At 66.0% G+C, this 16569-nt stretch carries 16 protein-coding genes; 7 read left to right on the top strand and 9 right to left on the bottom strand.

All coding sequences use genetic code 11. From position 1 onward, the window contains the following. Nucleotides 1–30: 30 nt before the first annotated feature. Complete coding sequence (locus LMQ14_RS21565) at nucleotides 31–504, top strand: winged helix-turn-helix transcriptional regulator (protein WP_267731587.1); 474 nt, start codon at nucleotides 31–33, stop codon at nucleotides 502–504. Here LMQ14_RS21565 and rsgA read toward each other — a convergent pair. Both rsgA and aroA read right to left on the bottom strand, forming a co-directional pair. Beyond that, entirely contained in the window at nucleotides 491–1483 is a 993-nt protein-coding gene (gene rsgA, locus LMQ14_RS21560) for a ribosome small subunit-dependent GTPase A (protein WP_267731585.1), read from the bottom strand. The two genes, LMQ14_RS21565 and rsgA, sit on opposite strands and share 14 nt — an antisense overlap. Beyond that, a complete protein-coding gene (gene aroA, locus LMQ14_RS21555; protein ID WP_267735627.1) occupies nucleotides 1480–2772 on the bottom strand; it encodes a 3-phosphoshikimate 1-carboxyvinyltransferase in 1293 nt (430 codons plus the stop codon). Before aroA ends, rsgA begins: the two co-directional genes overlap by 4 nt. Nucleotides 2773–2832: 60 nt before the next feature. Here aroA and LMQ14_RS21550 point away from each other — a divergent pair, with 60 nt between their 5' ends. Then, nucleotides 2833–3597, top strand: coding sequence for an SOS response-associated peptidase (locus tag LMQ14_RS21550; protein ID WP_267731584.1), 765 nt, complete (start codon nucleotides 2833–2835; stop codon nucleotides 3595–3597). A gap of 26 nt (nucleotides 3598–3623) precedes the next feature. On the opposite strand, the gene LMQ14_RS21545 is transcribed toward LMQ14_RS21550, so the two are convergent. Together LMQ14_RS21545 and LMQ14_RS21540 are read right to left on the bottom strand one after the other, a co-directional pair. Further along, entirely contained in the window at nucleotides 3624–4313 is a 690-nt protein-coding gene (locus tag LMQ14_RS21545; protein WP_420714706.1) for an MspA family porin, read from the bottom strand. Between the two features lie 461 nt (nucleotides 4314–4774). Continuing rightward, nucleotides 4775–6151, bottom strand: coding sequence for an HNH endonuclease signature motif containing protein (locus tag LMQ14_RS21540; RefSeq protein ID WP_267731583.1), 1377 nt, complete (start codon nucleotides 6149–6151; stop codon nucleotides 4775–4777). Nucleotides 6152–6422: 271 nt separating this feature from the next. On the opposite strand from LMQ14_RS21540, the gene LMQ14_RS21535 reads away from it, so the two are divergent. Next, nucleotides 6423–7289, top strand: a complete 867-nt coding sequence (locus tag LMQ14_RS21535) for a 3-hydroxyacyl-CoA dehydrogenase family protein (protein ID WP_267731581.1) — start codon at nucleotides 6423–6425, stop codon at nucleotides 7287–7289. Here LMQ14_RS21535 and LMQ14_RS21530 read toward each other — a convergent pair. The 3 genes from LMQ14_RS21530 to LMQ14_RS21520 all read right to left on the bottom strand — a co-directional run bounded on the left by LMQ14_RS21530 (nucleotide 7286) and on the right by LMQ14_RS21520 (nucleotide 8988). Further along, on the bottom strand, nucleotides 7286–7522 hold the full coding sequence (locus LMQ14_RS21530; protein WP_324291073.1) for a hypothetical protein: 237 nt from the start codon (nucleotides 7520–7522) through the stop codon (nucleotides 7286–7288). The genes LMQ14_RS21535 and LMQ14_RS21530 overlap by 4 nt on opposite strands. Before the next feature lie 74 nt (nucleotides 7523–7596). Continuing rightward, on the bottom strand, nucleotides 7597–8214 hold the full coding sequence (locus tag LMQ14_RS21525; RefSeq protein WP_267731579.1) for a TetR/AcrR family transcriptional regulator: 618 nt from the start codon (nucleotides 8212–8214) through the stop codon (nucleotides 7597–7599). Between the two features lie 3 nt (nucleotides 8215–8217). Beyond that, on the bottom strand, nucleotides 8218–8988 hold the full coding sequence (locus LMQ14_RS21520) for an SDR family NAD(P)-dependent oxidoreductase (protein WP_267731578.1): 771 nt from the start codon (nucleotides 8986–8988) through the stop codon (nucleotides 8218–8220). Between the two features lie 42 nt (nucleotides 8989–9030). Here LMQ14_RS21520 and LMQ14_RS21515 point away from each other — a divergent pair, with 42 nt between their 5' ends. Genes LMQ14_RS21515 through LMQ14_RS21500 form a run of 4 tightly spaced genes read left to right on the top strand, consistent with a single transcriptional unit; the run spans nucleotide 9031 to nucleotide 13213 of the window. Beyond that, nucleotides 9031–10275, top strand: a complete 1245-nt coding sequence (locus LMQ14_RS21515) for an alkyl sulfatase dimerization domain-containing protein (RefSeq protein WP_267731577.1) — start codon at nucleotides 9031–9033, stop codon at nucleotides 10273–10275. Next, nucleotides 10272–11021 carry an SDR family NAD(P)-dependent oxidoreductase gene (locus LMQ14_RS21510; protein ID WP_267731576.1) on the top strand — a complete coding sequence of 250 codons (750 nt, stop codon included), beginning with the start codon at nucleotides 10272–10274 and terminating at the stop codon, nucleotides 11019–11021. Before LMQ14_RS21515 ends, LMQ14_RS21510 begins: the two co-directional genes overlap by 4 nt. Before the next feature lie 3 nt (nucleotides 11022–11024). After that, nucleotides 11025–12209, top strand: a complete 1185-nt coding sequence (locus tag LMQ14_RS21505) for a sulfotransferase family protein (protein ID WP_267731575.1) — start codon at nucleotides 11025–11027, stop codon at nucleotides 12207–12209. Beyond that, on the top strand, nucleotides 12206–13213 hold the full coding sequence (locus tag LMQ14_RS21500; RefSeq protein ID WP_267731574.1) for a zinc-dependent alcohol dehydrogenase: 1008 nt from the start codon (nucleotides 12206–12208) through the stop codon (nucleotides 13211–13213). The genes LMQ14_RS21505 and LMQ14_RS21500 overlap by 4 nt, the downstream gene beginning before the upstream one ends. Here LMQ14_RS21500 and LMQ14_RS21495 read toward each other — a convergent pair. Both LMQ14_RS21495 and LMQ14_RS21490 read right to left on the bottom strand, forming a co-directional pair. Beyond that, on the bottom strand, nucleotides 13210–14631 hold the full coding sequence (locus tag LMQ14_RS21495; protein WP_267731573.1) for a phytoene desaturase family protein: 1422 nt from the start codon (nucleotides 14629–14631) through the stop codon (nucleotides 13210–13212). The two genes, LMQ14_RS21500 and LMQ14_RS21495, sit on opposite strands and share 4 nt — an antisense overlap. After that, complete coding sequence (locus tag LMQ14_RS21490) at nucleotides 14628–16433, bottom strand: DUF3556 domain-containing protein (protein ID WP_267731572.1); 1806 nt, start codon at nucleotides 16431–16433, stop codon at nucleotides 14628–14630. The genes LMQ14_RS21495 and LMQ14_RS21490 overlap by 4 nt, the downstream gene beginning before the upstream one ends. Nucleotides 16434–16569: the final 136 nt, after the last annotated feature.

Raw genomic sequence — 16569 nt, 5'->3', positions numbered from 1 at the left:
TAAAATCAACCCAGACGGGAGGTGATCTACATGACATTTCTGCAGGGCGCCCTGGCGGATCGGGAGAAATGGTCCCCGGTCGGTCAGTGCGCGATCGAGAAGACGATGGCGGTGGTCGGCACCAAGTCCGCGATGCTGATCATGCGCGAGGCGTACTACGGCACCACCCGGTTCGACGACTTCGCGCGGCGGGTCGGCATCACCAAGGCGGCCACGTCCGCGCGGCTGGCCGAGCTGGTTGACCTCGGGCTACTGGCACGCCAGCCCTATCGGGAGCCCGGCCAGCGCAGCCGCGAGGAGTACGTGCTGACCGAGGCCGGCATCGACTTCATGCCAGTGGTCTGGGCCCTCTTCGAGTGGGGGCGACACCACCTGCCGGGCCGTCACAAGCTGCGGCTGACGCACCTGGATTGCGGCGCGGAGGCGAGCGTCGAAATTCGCTGCACCGAGGGCCATCTGGTGCCGCCCGACGAGCTCGGCATGCGGCTGGCTAAGTCTCCCTGAGCGCTGCGAGCAACCGGCGGGCCGCTTCGACGCGGCGAAAGGCGGGACCGGAGAGCGTATCGAGTGCGCACTCCGGATCCGCCGGTGGTCCCATATGGCCGCAGCCGCGCGGGCAATCCTGCACCGTCTCAGCCAGATCCGAGAACGCCGTTATCACGTCGTCGGGTCGGATGTGGGCGAGTCCGAACGAGCGGATGCCCGGTGTGTCGATCACCCAGCCCGAACCCACCCGCGTCGGATCCAGGGGGAGTGCCACCGACTGCGTCGAGGTGTGCCGCCCCCTGCCGATGTCGGTGACCACGCCGACCGCTCGATCCGCCTCGGGCACAAGGCGATTCACCAGTGTCGACTTGCCGACACCGGAATGTCCGAGCAGTACGGTGATCTTGCCGGGTAGCAACTCTGCCACTGCCAGCAGCGGGTCGTCGACACCGGCGGCGACGATCGTCAGATCCAGGTCGACGAACTGTTCGGCGAACGGTTCGGGTGGGGCGAGGTCGGTCTTGGTGAGGCACAGAATTGGTCTCAGTCCGCCGGTGTAGGCGGCGATCAGCGCGCGGTCGACCAGGCCGGTGCGCGGCGGCGGGTCGGCAAGTGCCACCACGATGAGCAGTTGGTCGGCGTTGGCGACTACTACCCGCTCGGTGGAATCGGTGTCATCGGCGGTGCGCCGCAACACAGTTCGACGCGGCCCGCGACGCACAATGCGGGCCAAAGTGTCCGGACGCCCGGATAAATCGCCCACCACATCGACGTCGTCGCCGACCACGATCGGGGTGCGGCCCAGCTCGCGGGCCCGCATCGCGGTGACCCGGTTATCGGGCCGGCCACCCAGCACGCATCCCCATCGGCCGCGGTCGACGCTGAACACCATCGCCGCCTCGGCGTCGGCGTGCTCGGGACGGGTTTTGGTCCGGGGTCGTGAACCCCGGCCGGATCGGACCTTGACGTCGGATTCGTCGTAGTCGCCCGGCCTCAAACGCTGGACTCCCCGTCGGCGAGCATTTGCGCCCACAGCTGGGCGAATTCCGGCAATGTCTTGGTGGTGGCGCCGATGTCGTCGATCTGGACGCCGGGTACGCGGAGCCCGACGATCGCCCCGGCCATCGCCATCCGGTGATCGGCGTACGCGCGCCAGATGCCGGAATGCAGTGGCGTCGAGGTGATCACCAGGCCATCGGCGGTCTCCTGGCAGTTGCCCCCCAGCCGGTTGATCTCGGTGCTCAGCGCGGCGAGCCGGTCGGTCTCGTGGCCCCGCAAATGAGCGACCCCGGAAAGTCGTGACACCGACCCCGGGGTTGCCAGCGCCGCCACCGCGGCGACCGACGGTGTCAGTTCGCCGACCGCGCGCAGGTCGACGTCGAAGCCGTCGTAACCGGCCGAGCCTCGCACTTCGAGATATGAATCAGTCTGGGTGACAACAGTATTCAGCTTGCCCAGGACATCGAAGATATCGTCGGCGGGTTGCACGCTGGTCGACGGCCATCCGGTGATGCGTACGCTGCCGCCGGTGACCACGGCCGCCGACAGGAACGCAACGGCGTTCGTGAGGTCAGGTTCGACATCCCAGTGCCGCGCCGCGACGATGCCCGGGCGCACGTGCCAGCGGTTGGGCACCGAATCGTCAATGTCGATCCCGCCTTGCCGCAACATCACGGTGGTCATCGCGATGTGCGGCGCCGAGGGTAGCGACGCGCCGGTGTGCTGCACGGTCAGGCCGTTGCTGAACGACGCACCGCAGAGCAACAGGCCGGACACGAATTGCGATGACGCCGAAGCGTCGATTGCCACGGTGCCGCCGGCGACCGATCCGCTGCCCAGTACCCGGAACGGCAGACCGGTTCCCTCGATCGGGACGCCCAGGTCGTCCAGCGCGTGCAGCAACGGCGCGATCGGCCGGACCCGGGCCTGTTCGTCGCCATCGAATTCCACCGCCGCGTTGGCCAGCGCCGCCAGCGGCGGAACGAATCGCAACACCGTGCCGGCCAGGCCGCAGTCCACGCGCGCGCCGGGGCCGGGGTCGAGTCGGCCGCTGACCGTCAGTTCGGTACCGTCCCCCGCCACCCGCAGTCCCAGCGTGGTCAATGCGCCGATCATCAGGTCGGTGTCGCGGCTGCGCAGCGCGCCGCCGATGGTCGAGGCGCTCTGGCCCTGCGCGCTCGATAGTCCCGCGAGCACCAGTGCCCGGTTGGTCTGTGATTTCGAGCCCGGTACGGTCACCGTCGCGTGCACCGGTGCCGGCGCGATCGGGGCCGTCCAGGGGTCGATGCTCACGGCTTCATCCTGCCGTGTCGGCGGGTGCCGTGGGTACCGGGCACCATGGAAGTCATGTGTGGACGGTTTGCGGTCACGACGGATCCGGCCCTGCTGGCCGAGAAGATCAAGGCGATCGACGAAGCTACCGGTACTTCGGAGCGCGCGGCGGAGCCCAACTACAACGTGGCTCCCACGACCACGGTCGCGACGGTGGTGTCCCGCCACAGCGAGCCCGACGACGAGCCGACTCGCCGGGTGCGGCTGATGCGCTGGGGACTCGTTCCGCCGTGGGTCAAGGCCGGACCCGACGGCGGCCCGGATTCCAAGGGGCCGCTACTGATCAACGCCCGGGCCGACAAGGTGGCCACGTCGCCGGCTTTCCGCGGTTCGGCCAAGAGCAAGCGCTGCCTGGTGCCGATGGACGGCTGGTACGAATGGCGGCCCAATCCCGACAATGCCGCGGGCAAGAAGACCGCCAAGACGCCGTTCTTCATGCACCGCGACGACGGCGAGCCGCTGTTCATGGCCGGCCTGTGGTCGGTCTGGAAACCCGGCAAAGCGGCAGACCCACTGTTGAGCTGCACAATCATCACGACGGACGCCGTTGGTGAGCTGGCCGGGGTCCACGACCGGATGCCGTTGATCCTGGCCGAACGCGACTGGGACACCTGGTTGAATCCCGACGCCCCGCTGGACGCCGAGCTGCTGGCGCATGTGCCGGATGTGCGTGGCATCGAGCTGCGCGAGGTGTCGAGGTTGGTGAACAGCATTCGCAATAACGGGCCCCAGCTGCTCGAGCCGGCCGAGCCGGAGCCCGAACAGATCACGCTGCTGTAGCGCGCCGTCGTTCGTCGCGAAGTTGCTCAAACAGCTTTGGTGACACCGACATACGAGAGCACGACATCAGATTCGTCGGTGACCTGAGTCAGGGTCGCGAACGACCGGATAAACGACTGACCCACGCATCCGTCGATCTTGACGTGGAAGCCCGTGATGATTACCCGCGGGTGTGGACCCCTGAACTCTTTTCTCACCACCGGCACCACGACCACGATGCCGGGTTTGAGCCCGACAGTGATGACGCCGTTCAGCGGCACGGTAACCAGCGGGATGAAACCACCGGCCAACGGGAAGCCGACGCCCGGGTTGATACCGGCGCTGCCCGCCATCGTGACGCCGTTGGACGTGCTCATGTCGATTCCGCAGCCGATCTCGAAACCCACTTCGAGGACGCCGCGAGGCGGTTCCGGTCCGTCCAGCGAAGCGACGAATGTTCCGCGGGAAAGGTATTCGCGAGACGAGACCGCGGTGGTCAGCGGCGGCACGGGAACTTGCGACTCGTCCTTCGCCCCAAGGGCCAGGGTCCAGCCGTCAGGAGTTTCGTAGGTGACCGGATCGGCCGAGGGTACCTGGCCTTCGACCGGCGCCACCACGGCAGCGGCAGGTGCCGAATCGGGATCGGGGTCGGGATCAGCGGCTGTTGGAGGTGCCGTGGTCACCAACGTGACCAGGCAAACCGCGATGACCGCGGCGCGGCGAAAGACCACGGCTATCGGCCCCACGCGCGCCACGGTACGGAAGTGTTATTCGAGGTACGGGATCCCTCGCCGATGAACTGCAGTTGTTATGCAGTCGTAATTGCGATGAGCTATGACTGCGAAATGCTGGGCAGACCGGACATGCTGACCCGTAGAATTGATGTTTCTACACTCAGTGTGTTTGCCAGGCCGTTGGGAGGGCGACGATATGAAGCGTCGTATGTGCGCTCGGGCGCTGCTTGTCGGGGCGATGAGCGTCACGGCTTTCGGAATCAGCACCGGTATAGCTCACGCGGACCCAGACGGCTTTGGTATCCCGACGCCCGGGATAGTCGATTTCCTCCTGACGAATACTCCGGCATTGTTTGCCGATCCCGGCGATGAAGGCGGTCGAAAACAGGACTGGGGCGGCGTCGGAATGTATTGCGAAAATCTAATGGTGCATTGCCGGTAAGTGGGTGATTGGGGCGCGCACTTTATGCCGCCTCGTCGTCGTCTCCATCGAGTAACAGCTTCTCTGGGTGGTGGAAGATGTTGACCCGGGGTTGGTCGTGGTCTAAGTGGGGTGGGGGGATCCATTGGGTGTCGCCGTTGGCGCGCTTGCGGGTGGTCCAGCCGCGGGGTTGCAGCAGTCGGTGGTGGGTGCCGCAGGCCAGGGTGAGGTTGTCGATGTCGGTGGTGTGGCAGGTGGCGTAGTCGGTGATGTGGTGGACTTCGCAGAGGTAGCCGGGCACGGTGCAGCCGGGTGCTGAGCAGCCACGGTCTTTGGCGTACAAGACGATTCGTTGTCCGGGTGAGGCCAGGCGTTTGGCGTGCTGCAGCGCCACGGCCTTGCCGTTGTCGAACACGGCCAGGTAGTGATGGGCGTGGCGGGCCAGCCGGATCACGTCGCTGATCGGCAACCGGGTGCCCCCGCCGGTAAGGCCGTTCCCGGCGGCGGTCTCGAGTTCGGCCAGGGTGGTGGACACGATGATCGAGGCCGGTAAGCCATTGTGTTGACCGAGGTTTCCGGAGGCCAGCACCGCGCGTAGGGCGGCGTTGAGGCCGTCGTGGTTGCGTTGGGCCGCGTTGCGGGGGTCGTGGTCGATGGCGTCTTGGCTGGGTGTGCCGTCGGTGCAGGGAGTTTCGTCGTCGGGGTTGCACATGCCCGGCGCGGCGAGTTTGGCCAACACGGCCTCCAGGGTGGCGCGGGCCTCGGGGGTGAGCCAGCCGGTCAAGGCGGACATGCCGTCGGCCTGCTGATTGCCTAACACCAACCCGCGGCGATGTGCGCGGTCGTCGTCGCTAAACGAACCGTCGGGGTTGAGGCAATCGGCCAGGTGCTCGGCGAAGCCAGCGAGTTGATCGGGCCGGTACTGGGTGGCCAGCCGCGCCAGGTCGGCCTCGGCGTGCGCGCGGGTATCGACGTCGATCCAGCCCGGTAATTGGTGGTAGACGCGCCGAATCACCGCCACATGCTCTCGGCCCAGCTTCCCCGCCCGCTGCGCCGCGGCGGTCGCCGAAAGCACCGGCGCCAACGGTTCCCCCGTCAACGCGCGCCGCGCACCCAGATCAGCAGCGTCGCGCACCCGCCGGCCGGCCTCGGCGCGGCTGATCAATGTCGCATCGGCGATCGCATGCGACAGCCTGCCCCCCAGTTCCTGCGGGGTGGCCTCCTGCGCCAGCTGATTGATCAGCTGATGTTCACCAGCGTCCAGGCGCCGCCGCGCCCGCTCGTAGCGCCGCAACAATGCCAGCCGCTCCCGGCTGCACAGCATCGCCGCATCCAACCCCAGCGCGGCCTCCAGCGCCTCATCCAGGGCATCGAAGACCGCCGTAGCAACCTCCCCGTCTGCGATGACACCGGAACTCATACCCCGAAACTAAACCCACCCACCGACAAAAAACCCCGCCTTGTGACTCCTGAAACTGCTGTGGTGCAAGTTATTTCGGCAATCCTGAAACGCACCGATTGTCGCTCAGAGGCGGGCAAAAAGACACCCGAAAGTTTCCGTGGCCACAGCGGGCCACAACGCAGGCCGCGCCACGCCAGGCGGTGCTCTTGTCGGTCAGAGACAACGTTCCGCGAATCTTTGTCGATCAGCGACGGATCCTGGCACGCGGCCGCGGACTTAGCATGCGTATGTGACTGGTACCTACACGTACGCATTCGAAGACATCCAAAACCGCCCCGTCGCGGTGATCGGGGCGGGCACCTTGGGCCGTCGTATCGCCCTGATGTTCGCCACCCGAGGCGGAACCGTGCGAATCCACGCGCGGCGCGCAGAGCAACGCGACGAAGCGACGCAGTATGTGGCCCAGACGCTACCGAAGCTGGTGGCCGACCGAGGTTTTGGCGAAGTAGGCGTCGTCACCGCCACCGGGTCGCTCGACGAGGCGTTGGACAACGCCTGGCTGGCTGTCGAGTCCGTCCCGGAGAAGCTCGAGATCAAGATTCCGTTGTGGGGCGAGATCGACCAAGCCGCGCCACCGGACACCATCTTCGGCACCAACTCGTCGTCCATCCCATCGCGGCTGATGGCCGAAAACGTGCACGACAAAACACGTTTGTGCAACACGCACTTCTACATGCCACCGGAGATCAGCGCGATCGACCTGATGTCGGACGGTCAGACCGATCGCGGCCTGCTCGACACGCTGCTGACCGTGCTGCCCGAATTCGGTGTACATCCCTTTGAAGCGCGCAAGGAATGCACGGGCTTCATCTTCAATCGCATCTGGGCGGCCATCAAACGCGAATCGCTGGCCGTGGTTGCCGAGGGTGTCGCGCGCCCCGAAGATATCGACGGGATGTTCAAGATCAACTGGCGTGTGCCGGCGGGGCCGTTCCAGATGATGGACATGGTCGGCCTGGACGTCGTGCTCGACATCGAGAACCACTACGCGACAGAGTTTCCGCACCTGCCGCAGAACGTGCGCGACCTGCTGCAGTCCTACGTCGACGCCGGCAAGCTCGGCATCAAGACCGGTGAGGGTTTCTACACGTACTAGTTGCTCAAAACCAGCTTCCAGTTCCCGTTGACGTTACGGTCCGGCACGCACCAGAAGTTGTTCCAGCCCCCAGGTGTCGTGGCCTTCACCCCAGGGCCGGCATCCTGACAGGCCTGCCGAGTCGGGTAGTTGCCCTCGGTCTGAATCGTGTCGGCGTTGCTGATGCCCAGTCCGGCGGTCAGCATTCCCGCGAAAGCCAGCACACCGGCGGCGAGTAGTCGCTTCATGTTCATCCAATCCTCCGTGGAACGTCAGCGATAACGTTAGGGCTTGTCAGGCGACTGCATGGGGGTTTTCGCCGCGATGCTCATGCCCGCTGCAGCGAGACCGCGGTGGCGACGGCCTCCAGCAGCCGAGTGAGTTGCTCGGCGTTGCTGATCGTGCGGTCTCCGCCGGCAAGCCGGGTGAAAACGCCCGCGATGAACGTGGTGACGGCCGTCGTCTGCGCGTCGAGCAGTTCGGGATCGTCGGTGCCCGGCTGTAGGTGGGCGATCGCCTCGTGGGCCATCGCGTTGATCCGGGCGACGAAGGTCTGCGACGTCTCGGCGAGCCCGGGATCGCGCACCGCCCCCAGCAGCAATTCATGCCGCGCCCGGTTCAGCATCAGTCCGGGCCCGTCGGCCTGCATCATGGTCAGCTCCGCCAGGTGTGCGAACGGTGCGAGGGAGTCGAGGGGCTCGTCGATCACCGATTGCAGGTTGGCGACATCGATTTCGGCGATCCGCCAGCCCACGCCGCGCAACAGCGCCGCTCGGGTGCGGTAGTAGTACGACGTGGTGCCCTCCGGCACTCCCGCGCACCGATCGACCTGACCATGGGTCAGCCCGCGGGATCCCTGCTCGGCCAGCACCTGGATTGCGGCGTCACACAATTCGCGCCGGCGTTCGTCGCCGTTGCGTTTGCGGGATCGGGTGCTTGCTGCCACGGGTCACCGAAGAACGGTGCCGCCGTCGATGTTGACGACCTGACCGTTGATCCATTCGCCTTCCTCGGACAGCAGGAAGGCGACCAATGCGGCGATGTCCTCCGGATCGCCGACGCGGGTTCCGCGAATGCGCTTCAGCGCACCGGCCTGCAGGTCCGGCCATTGCGGAACCGACCGGATGGCCTCGGTCGCGGTGAACCCCGGCGCCACCGCGTTGCAGCGGATGCCTTCCTTGCCCCACCTGGAGGCCACATGGCGGGTCAGCGCCCCGATCCCGGCCTTTGCGGTGGCGTACGCCGGTCGCGCGGGCTCGCCCTGGAACGCCGCCGCCGAGGACATGTTGACGATCGCGCCGCCTCCACTGGCGAGCATGCGCGGGATGGCGTACTTCATCGCGGCGACGTAGCCGCGCAGGTTGACCGTCATCACGCGATCCCACACGTCGAAGTCGATATCGACGACATCGGTGTCGTCGCGGATCGCGCTCATGTCGGCGCCGACGTTGAACAGCAGGTCGATCCCGCCGTAAGTTGTTGCGGCCGAATCGATCAGGTCGGACACCGACGCGGGATCGGTGAGGTCGAACGCGATGTGGGTAGCCGTGCCGCCGGCCGCGACGATGCGTGCGGCGGTCTGTTTCGCGGCGTCGGCCGCGACGTCGCCGACGACGACCCGGCAACCTTCCGCCCCGAGCCGGGTGGCCGTCGCGGCACCGATGCCGGTGGCGCCCCCGACCACGATCGCTACCCGTTCGGCCAGACCGCGCATTCCCATGGATATTGACTTTACCTCTAGAACTGTAGAGGATCGCAAGTCATGGCCGGAATTCACCGTGAGCGTCCCGGGGCAGCCGATCTGGCGGCGGCGACCGACACTCCCGCGACGCCGCTCGGCAATGACATCTGGATGTCGCCCGGCGTCTCCAATTCCTACGCCGTCGCCACCGACGACGGGCGGGTCATCGTCAACGCGGGACTGGTGTTCGAGGGCCCGTTGCACCGCAAGGCCTTTGCCGACGTGGCGGGCCCGGCGCGAGCCATCGTCGTCACCCAGGGCCACGCCGACCATTGGGGCGGTGTGCACACACTGCGTGACGACGGCACCGACGTGATCATGCACCGCAATTACCGGTACTGGCGTGACGACAACAGTCTGCTGATGGGCTATCGCGTGCCGAAGACGTCGTTCGCGTTCCAGAAGTTCTCCGACGCCGTGCTGGAGCACTTCAAGACCATCGATCCGGCGACGATCGACTTCTCGTTTCCGGAGCCGACCACGACGTTCGACCGCCACCATCAATTGACGGTCGGCGGACGGAGGATCGAGCTGGCCTGGACGCCGGGCGGCGAAACCACCGACGCGCTGGTGGTGTGGCTACCCGAGGACCGAATCCTGTTCAGCGGCAACCTATTCGGTCCGCTTTTCGGTCACGTGCCTAATCTGATGACCATCCGTGGCGACCGATACCGCGACCCGATTCTCTACATCGAGTCGCTGAACACCGTGTTGGACTTCTGCCCGCAGCGACTGATCACCGGCCACTTCGCGCCGATCGAGGGTGCCGATCGCATCGCCGAGGAAGTCACCGCGATGCGCGACGCGATGCAGGCCGTGCACGATCGCACCGCCGAGCTGATGAATTCCGGCACCGACATCCACACCGCGATGCGTGAGGTCACGGTGCCCGAGCAGCTCGACATCGGCGAAGGCTACGGCAAGACCGCCTGGAACGTGCGCGCCATCTGGGAGATGTACACCGGCTGGTTCCGGCATCGCTCTACCACCGAGCTTTACGGGGTGGCGCCGGATTCCGTTGCGGTGGATGTGGTTAACGCGGCCGGCGCCGACGGGTTGGTCGAGGCGGCCCGCGCTCATGTCGACAGCGGGCGGCCACTGCAGGCGATACACCTGACCGACCTCATTCTCACCGCCCAACCCGCACACCCGGCGGCGCGCGCGGTGGCCGCCGAGGCGCACGAGGCGCTGCTCGCCGACACCGAAAACTTCTGGGAAAAGGCCTGGCTCACCAAATCCATCGACGAATTGAGGACCGACGCATGAATTCCATCAGGTTCGACTTCACCGGCGCCCATGTGCTGGTGACCGGCGGCACCAGTGGCATCGGCAATGCGATCGCCGCCGAGTTCGCCAACGCGGGTGCCGCCGTCACGGTGACCGGCACCCGCGAGTCGACCGCCGACTACCCCGAGACCGACCTGAGCGCATTCACCTACCGCCAGTGCCAGATCCAAGATCCCGACGCCGTCGACGCGCTGGCCGACTCACTCGGTGATCTCGACGTCCTGATCAACAACGCGGGCGGCCCGTACCCGGCCGGCGACGAGTACGACCCCGACGGCTATGTCGCTTCGGTGACGCAGAACATGTTGGGCCCCATGCGGTTAACCATGCGTTGCTACGACCGCCTAAAGGCGAGCAATGCGCCCGGCGGCGCCAGCGTCGTCAGCGTCGTCTCGATGTCCGCGTTCCGTTCGGCGGTCTTCGTCCCGGGGTATGCCTCGTCGAAAATGGGCCTGCTCGCGCTGACGATGAACCTCTCGCGTCGGTGGGCCAGCGACGGAATCCGGGTCAACACCATCGCGCCCGGCCTGATCGACACCCGAATGACGCATCCGGCCATGGGTATTCCGGAGATCATGGATGTCGAGATCGGCTTTCACACGCCGTTGGGCCGGCCCGGAACGCCGCAGGACTGTGCCGGCGCGGCGCTGTTCTTGTGTACCGATGCCGCGTCGTACATCACCGGCAGCACCATCGCCGTCGACGGCGGATACCTGACGGTCTGAACCATGAGCGAATTCGACAACCTGGCGACCACCGACGACGTCCTCAAGCTGGCGTCGCAACGCACCGGCCTCACCGAAATCGATTCCGACTCTTGGCGTGACGGATTACAGCTGATCCTCGACGACGTCAACAACTCGCCGGCGTTCACCCAATTCGGCCGGGAACGCATCCTGAACGACGCGACCGACGCCCTGGGCCGGCGGCTGCAGGTTCACGGTTATATCCGGGAGCATCCCGAGGTGCTCGACGTGCCCGTCGAGCGGCCACTGATGGTGCTCGGCATGCCCCGCACCGGAACCACCGTGATCAGCTATCTGCTCGACCAGGACCCGGGCCGCCGCTCGCTGCTGCACTGGCAGTGCGTGGATCCGATACCGCCGGCGCCCACCGAGACGTTGCGCACCGACCCGCGCTGCCTGGCCTTGCTGGAGGAGCAGCGCAAGATCCTGGAGATGGTGACGAAGGCGAAAGTGCCGCTGCCGCACTGGGAAGACGCCGACGGCCCCACCGAGGACATGTTCATTCACAACCAGGACTTCAAGGGTCTGTCCTGGGACTCGTTTCTGTCGAGCGCGCGCTACTCCGAATGGCTGTTCGACGAGACCGATATGTCGAGCACCTACGAGTACCAGAAGCGCTATCTGCAAGTGCTGCAATCGAAAGCGCCCGGCAACTGGAGCCTGAAGATGCCGTCGCATTCGGTGCACATCGAGGCGCTGCTGAAGGTTTTCCCGGACGCCCGGCTGGTGTGGGCGCATCGCGATCCGTACAAGGCGACCGGGTCGCTGGCCAACCTGTGGAAGCTGCCGAAGGGGATGACGCATCAGCCCGAGGCCATCGACCCCGAAGCCATGGGGCGCAACGCAATGTGGCAGATGCGCTATCACGTGGACCGGCCGCTGCGGGCCCGCGAACACATCGGAGACGACCGCTTCTTCCATATGTACTACCACGAGATGATGCGCGACCCGATGGACGTGATGCGACGCATTTACGAGTGGGCCGGCGATCCGCTGACCGCCGAAGCCGAAGCGCGCATGCGCAATTGGCTCGTCGAGCATCCGCAGGACCGGTTCGCGCTCAACTCCTATAGCCTCGAACAATACGGCTTGAGCGTCGAGCAACTCGAGCCGGTCTTCGCCGAATACCTTGACACCTTCGACATTGAACTCGAGGCAGCGCCATGAAAATGTCAGTGGTCACCGGGCCGGGTAAGGCGGAGGTCGTCGACGTCGATCGCCCGCAGGCCGGCCCGAACGACGTCCTGGTCAGGATGCGGGCCTGCGGCATCTGCGGTTCCGACGCGTTCTACATCACGATCGGCGGCATCCCGCCGCGCCAGGGACACACGCCGCTCGGACACGAACCGGCCGGCGAAGTCGTCGAAGTCGGCGACCAGGTGTCCGGCATCGCCGTCGGCGATCACGTCGTGATCAATCCGATGGTCGCACCGAGCGGCATCATCGGCAACGGGGGACCGGCCGGTGCGCTCGCGGATTACCTGCTGATCGAAAACGCGGTTCGCGGAACCAGTCTCGAAGTAATTCCCAGCCACATCCCGTGGGAGGTGGCCGCGCTCAACGAGCCGATGGCCGTCGCCCGCCACGGCGCCAACCAATGCAAACCCAAGCCGACGGACAAGGTTGCCATCTTCGGTGCCGGCCCGATCGGGCTGGGCGCCACGCTGGCGTTCAAATCCCTTGGGGTGAGCCATGTGGTGGTCGTGGACCTGATTCCTGCCCGGCTGGAGAAGGCGCTGCAGATCGGGGCCGACGCGGTGATCAACTCCGCCGACGAGCGAGTCGTGCATCGCCTCGTCGAACTGCACGGCGAGGGTGAGTCGATGTTCCCGGGCAAGGCCGGCACCGATATCTACCTCGATGCCGCCGGGGCGTCCGCGGTGATCGACACCGCGCTGGTCGCCGCCAAGAAGGGCGCAACCCTGGGAGTCGTTGGCGTCCATAAAGAGCCGGTACCCGTCGAGTTCGTCAACATCATGAGCAACGAGATCACCATCGTAGGTTCGATGGGTTATCCCGACGAGATCTTCGAGGTGACCAAGGACATCGTCGCGAACTGGGAGAAGTATGCGGTGATCGTCAGTCACACCATCCCGTTCGGCAGCGTCGGTGCGGCGCTCGAACTCGCCAGCACGCCCGGCGCGGCCGACAAGGTGGTGGTGACCTTCTAGACCCGTCCGGTCAGGTAGTCCAGCGCGAGTTTGGCGGCGTTGGCGCCACACATGCCGTGCGCGCCGGGCCCGGGCGGGGTGGCCGCCGAGCAGATGTACATGCCGGGCACGCCAATAGTGTAGGGCGACAGCGTGATTCGTGGTCCAAAGGTGAGCTGGCGAATGTCCTTTGAGCCGGTCATGATGTCGCCGCCGGCGTAGTTGGCGTTGTAGGTGGCCATCTCCGTCGTCGAGCGAACGGTGTGGCCGACGATGCGCTCGGTGAAGCCGGGTGCGAACCGCTCGATCTGCGTGATGATCGCCTCGGTGGCATCGCCGGTGTAGCCGTTGGGGACGTGCGCGTAGCTCCACACCGGATGGGTATTGCCCACCGACCGTTGCGGATCGGCGAGGTACTGCTGACCGATCAGCACGAACGGCCGCTCGGGCATCCGCCCGGCGTGGATGTCCCGCTCGGTCGCCGCGAGCTCCGCGTAGCTGCCGGCCAGATGCACCGTGCCGGCTCGATGCGCGTCCGGGTTCGTCCAGGGCACGCCGCCCTCGACGGCGAAGTCGACCTTGAACGCGCCGGGGCCACGCCGGAACCTGGTGAAGGCGGCTGAAATTCGGCGGGGGAGACGGTCTCCGAGGATACCCGCGACCGCGCTCGGCGCCAGATCGAACATCGTGACGTCGGCCGTCGGCAGTTGCGACGTGTTCTGCACCCGGACGCCGGTTTCGATCTTGCCGCCCAAGTCGCTCAGCAGCGCGGCCATCGCGTTGGCGATCGACTGCGATCCACCCTCGGCCACCGCCCAGCCGTGCCGATGCCCCGCCGCGATGATGCCCATCCCGATGGCGGACGTCATCGGGTAGTGCAGCGGCCGGAAGGCGTGGGCCGCAACACCACCGAACAACGCGCGGCCCTCGTCGGTGCGGAACACCCGCGCGAACGTCGATGCGGGAAGCACCGTGGGCGCACCGAAGCGGGCCAGCATCAGCGGATGGTGCGGGATCCGTAGCAGGGGGCCCATGATGTCGTCGCTGAGCGCATCGAAATGGTCGGCGGGATAACCGAACGCGAGCCGCCAGCGCCCCCCGTCGCGACCCAGGCCGGCCGCCGTCTGCTCGACCGAGCGGTGCAGCACGCCGGCGCTGCCGCCGTCGAGCGGATGCACGCAGTCGATCTCCGGCCAGCGCCACGACAATCCGTACCGCTGCAGGTTGAATTCACTCAGGAACTGCGAGCCGACGGCCATCGGGTGAATCGCCGAACAATGGTCGTGCAGCAGGCCCGGAATGATGGCCTCGCTGCTGCGGGTACCGCCGCCGACCTCGTCGGCTGCTTCGAGCACGGTGACTTGCACGCCCTTGGCGGCCAGGGAGATGGCGGCGGCTAGCCCGTTGGGCCCGCTACCTACCACCACTGCGGTACTCATGCCAGCGCTCCGTGACCGTGTTGTTGGTCGTCCCGGACGACCGGTTTGGTGCCGCTTAGGGACCATTCCACGTTAGTCGGGATCGGCCCGTTGGGTAGCCAGGGCTGTTCGGCGACCGCGTCGGCCACTTTCCAGGTGCCCCGCTCGACCACACCGAGGGCGGCGTCGATCAGCTGGTAGTGCTGCACACCGCTGCCGAAGGCCTCCGACTCGACCCAGGCGATGACGCACTCGCCCGGCTCGAACGCGGCTTCGCGCTGCACGGCCCCGATCATGTCCGCGTTGTGCAGATGGCCGTCGCCGAAGTTGAAGCCGATCAGCGAGTTGCAGACGAACTCGCCCTCGCGCACCGTGCGGCCGTCGATGTCGGGCAGGTGGGTCAGTAGCAGCGAGTACAGGCCGCGAGCCTGGCTGTGCATGCTGCGCCACGCCGTGGTCTTCTGCAGGGTGATCTCCGCCCACTGCGGCTCATAGCCGGCCGCGACGAACTGGTCGAGCTGATTGGACGCCGAGCGGGTGACGTTGTTCAGCTTCTGCTCCGCACCGGGCGCGAACGTCCACAGCGCCGAAGCCCAGTTGCCCGCGTACTGCCGCATCGACGGCAGGAACGACACCTTGTCCGGCCGCAGATTGCCCAGCACCGGGTAGAACAGCAGCGCGGCGGCGACGACGAGGGCTAGCCAACCCGGCGTCATGTTCCACGGGGCGTATCGGTTCCAGTTGGGAAACCCGAGGAACAGGAAGATCGTCGTGTAGGCGAAAACGACGTTCCATTCCAGCGGCACCGCGAGTGGGAAGGTCGAAATGATGAACAGGTGGAATCCGACCATCACGACCACCGCAAGCAGCGTCACCCACTTGTTGGTGGAGAAGAACAGCACTAGCGGAGCCAGGATTTCGACGGTCGTGCCGTTGACGTGTGCCATGAAGCCGGCCAGTCGCGAGGGCCGCACGTCGCGCGGGAATTCGCGGTAGTGGGCCCGCTTGACCCATTTAGGCGCGAATATCGTGTTGCTCACCATCGGCGGAATGACGTTGGAGAAGTGCTTGCCGAATTTCGAGAAGCCGGCGCCGACCCAGACCACCACGATGACCATTTTCAGCGCGATGATCATGTTGACGAACGGCAGCACGGTGAAGATGACGAGGACCGGCAAGTACTGCTCGCCTCGGGCGGCCAGGAAAATGGTCTTGTCCCGCAGGCCGATCAACACCAGCAGCGCGATCGGCGCGATCAGCAGGACCGGGCTAACCAGACCGGATGTGTTGTCCGGCAATGCCTTTGAGAGCGAATCGCTGTGCACGCCCGGTGACAGCAGCGGCACGGCCAGGCTCGCCAGCAGCGCCAGATAGACCACGACGTCAAACCAGGTGCGCCGATCGCCGCCGGTGAACGGCACCCACTTCCAGGGACGCAGCCGGATGGTTCCCGGCCGCGCCCAGAACAGGATGCCCCCGGTCATCGGCTTGACCTTGCCGGCCAACGGACCCCACGAGCCGGCCACGCCAATGGTTTCGAGAAGCACCGTCCACAGAATGACCTTCTGATAGACGATCGGCTGATTCCACCATTCGGCGACGTGCCAGAAGGCGGGCAGGCCTGACGTCGCCGTCGCGACGGTGATGCCGCCGAGCGCGAAGAACACGATCAGCTTCACGATGTAAATGGTGTGGATCATCTTCGGCGAGCCGAAGCCGTTCTCGGCCCAATCGGCGGCGAGGATCCGCATTCGTTCCATCAGTGGTTTCGTCAGGAAGGTATCCGGATCAACGTCGGGCAGATATGGCTTGGTGAACCCCATTGGAGTAGCTCCTTTGCTGATGGGTTTCTGCTATGGCCACACCGTAAGAAATCGGGCGGGTCGGGAAACAGTTGCCGGCCGACGAATCTGCGAACGGGAATTGTCGCCGGAAGACAACACGAGGTCTACCGTCAGA

It is taken from the genome of Mycobacterium sp. Aquia_213 (genome assembly GCF_026625985.1).
In the GTDB taxonomy this organism is placed as follows: domain Bacteria; phylum Actinomycetota; class Actinomycetes; order Mycobacteriales; family Mycobacteriaceae; genus Mycobacterium.
Note: the sequence above shows the minus strand (reverse complement) of the source record. Positions and strands in the feature narration are given on the sequence as shown.

What these genes read in the sequence shown, in the direction of transcription:
- LMQ14_RS21565 (WP_267731587.1), top strand. Translation starts at nt 31, where the DNA reads ATGACATTTCTGCAGGGCGCCCTGGCGGATCGGGAGAAATGGTCCCCG.
- LMQ14_RS21550 (WP_267731584.1), top strand. Translation starts at nt 2,833, where the DNA reads ATGTGTGGACGGTTTGCGGTCACGACGGATCCGGCCCTGCTGGCCGAG.
- LMQ14_RS21540 (WP_267731583.1), bottom strand. Translation starts at nt 6,151, where the DNA reads ATGAGTTCCGGTGTCATCGCAGACGGGGAGGTTGCTACGGCGGTCTTC.
- LMQ14_RS21530 (WP_324291073.1), bottom strand. Translation starts at nt 7,522, where the DNA reads ATGAACATGAAGCGACTACTCGCCGCCGGTGTGCTGGCTTTCGCGGGA.
- LMQ14_RS21520 (WP_267731578.1), bottom strand. Translation starts at nt 8,988, where the DNA reads ATGGGAATGCGCGGTCTGGCCGAACGGGTAGCGATCGTGGTCGGGGGC.
- LMQ14_RS21515 (WP_267731577.1), top strand. Translation starts at nt 9,031, where the DNA reads ATGGCCGGAATTCACCGTGAGCGTCCCGGGGCAGCCGATCTGGCGGCG.
- LMQ14_RS21510 (WP_267731576.1), top strand. Translation starts at nt 10,272, where the DNA reads ATGAATTCCATCAGGTTCGACTTCACCGGCGCCCATGTGCTGGTGACC.
- LMQ14_RS21505 (WP_267731575.1), top strand. Translation starts at nt 11,025, where the DNA reads ATGAGCGAATTCGACAACCTGGCGACCACCGACGACGTCCTCAAGCTG.
- LMQ14_RS21500 (WP_267731574.1), top strand. Translation starts at nt 12,206, where the DNA reads ATGAAAATGTCAGTGGTCACCGGGCCGGGTAAGGCGGAGGTCGTCGAC.
- LMQ14_RS21495 (WP_267731573.1), bottom strand. Translation starts at nt 14,631, where the DNA reads ATGAGTACCGCAGTGGTGGTAGGTAGCGGGCCCAACGGGCTAGCCGCC.
- LMQ14_RS21490 (WP_267731572.1), bottom strand. Translation starts at nt 16,433, where the DNA reads ATGGGGTTCACCAAGCCATATCTGCCCGACGTTGATCCGGATACCTTC.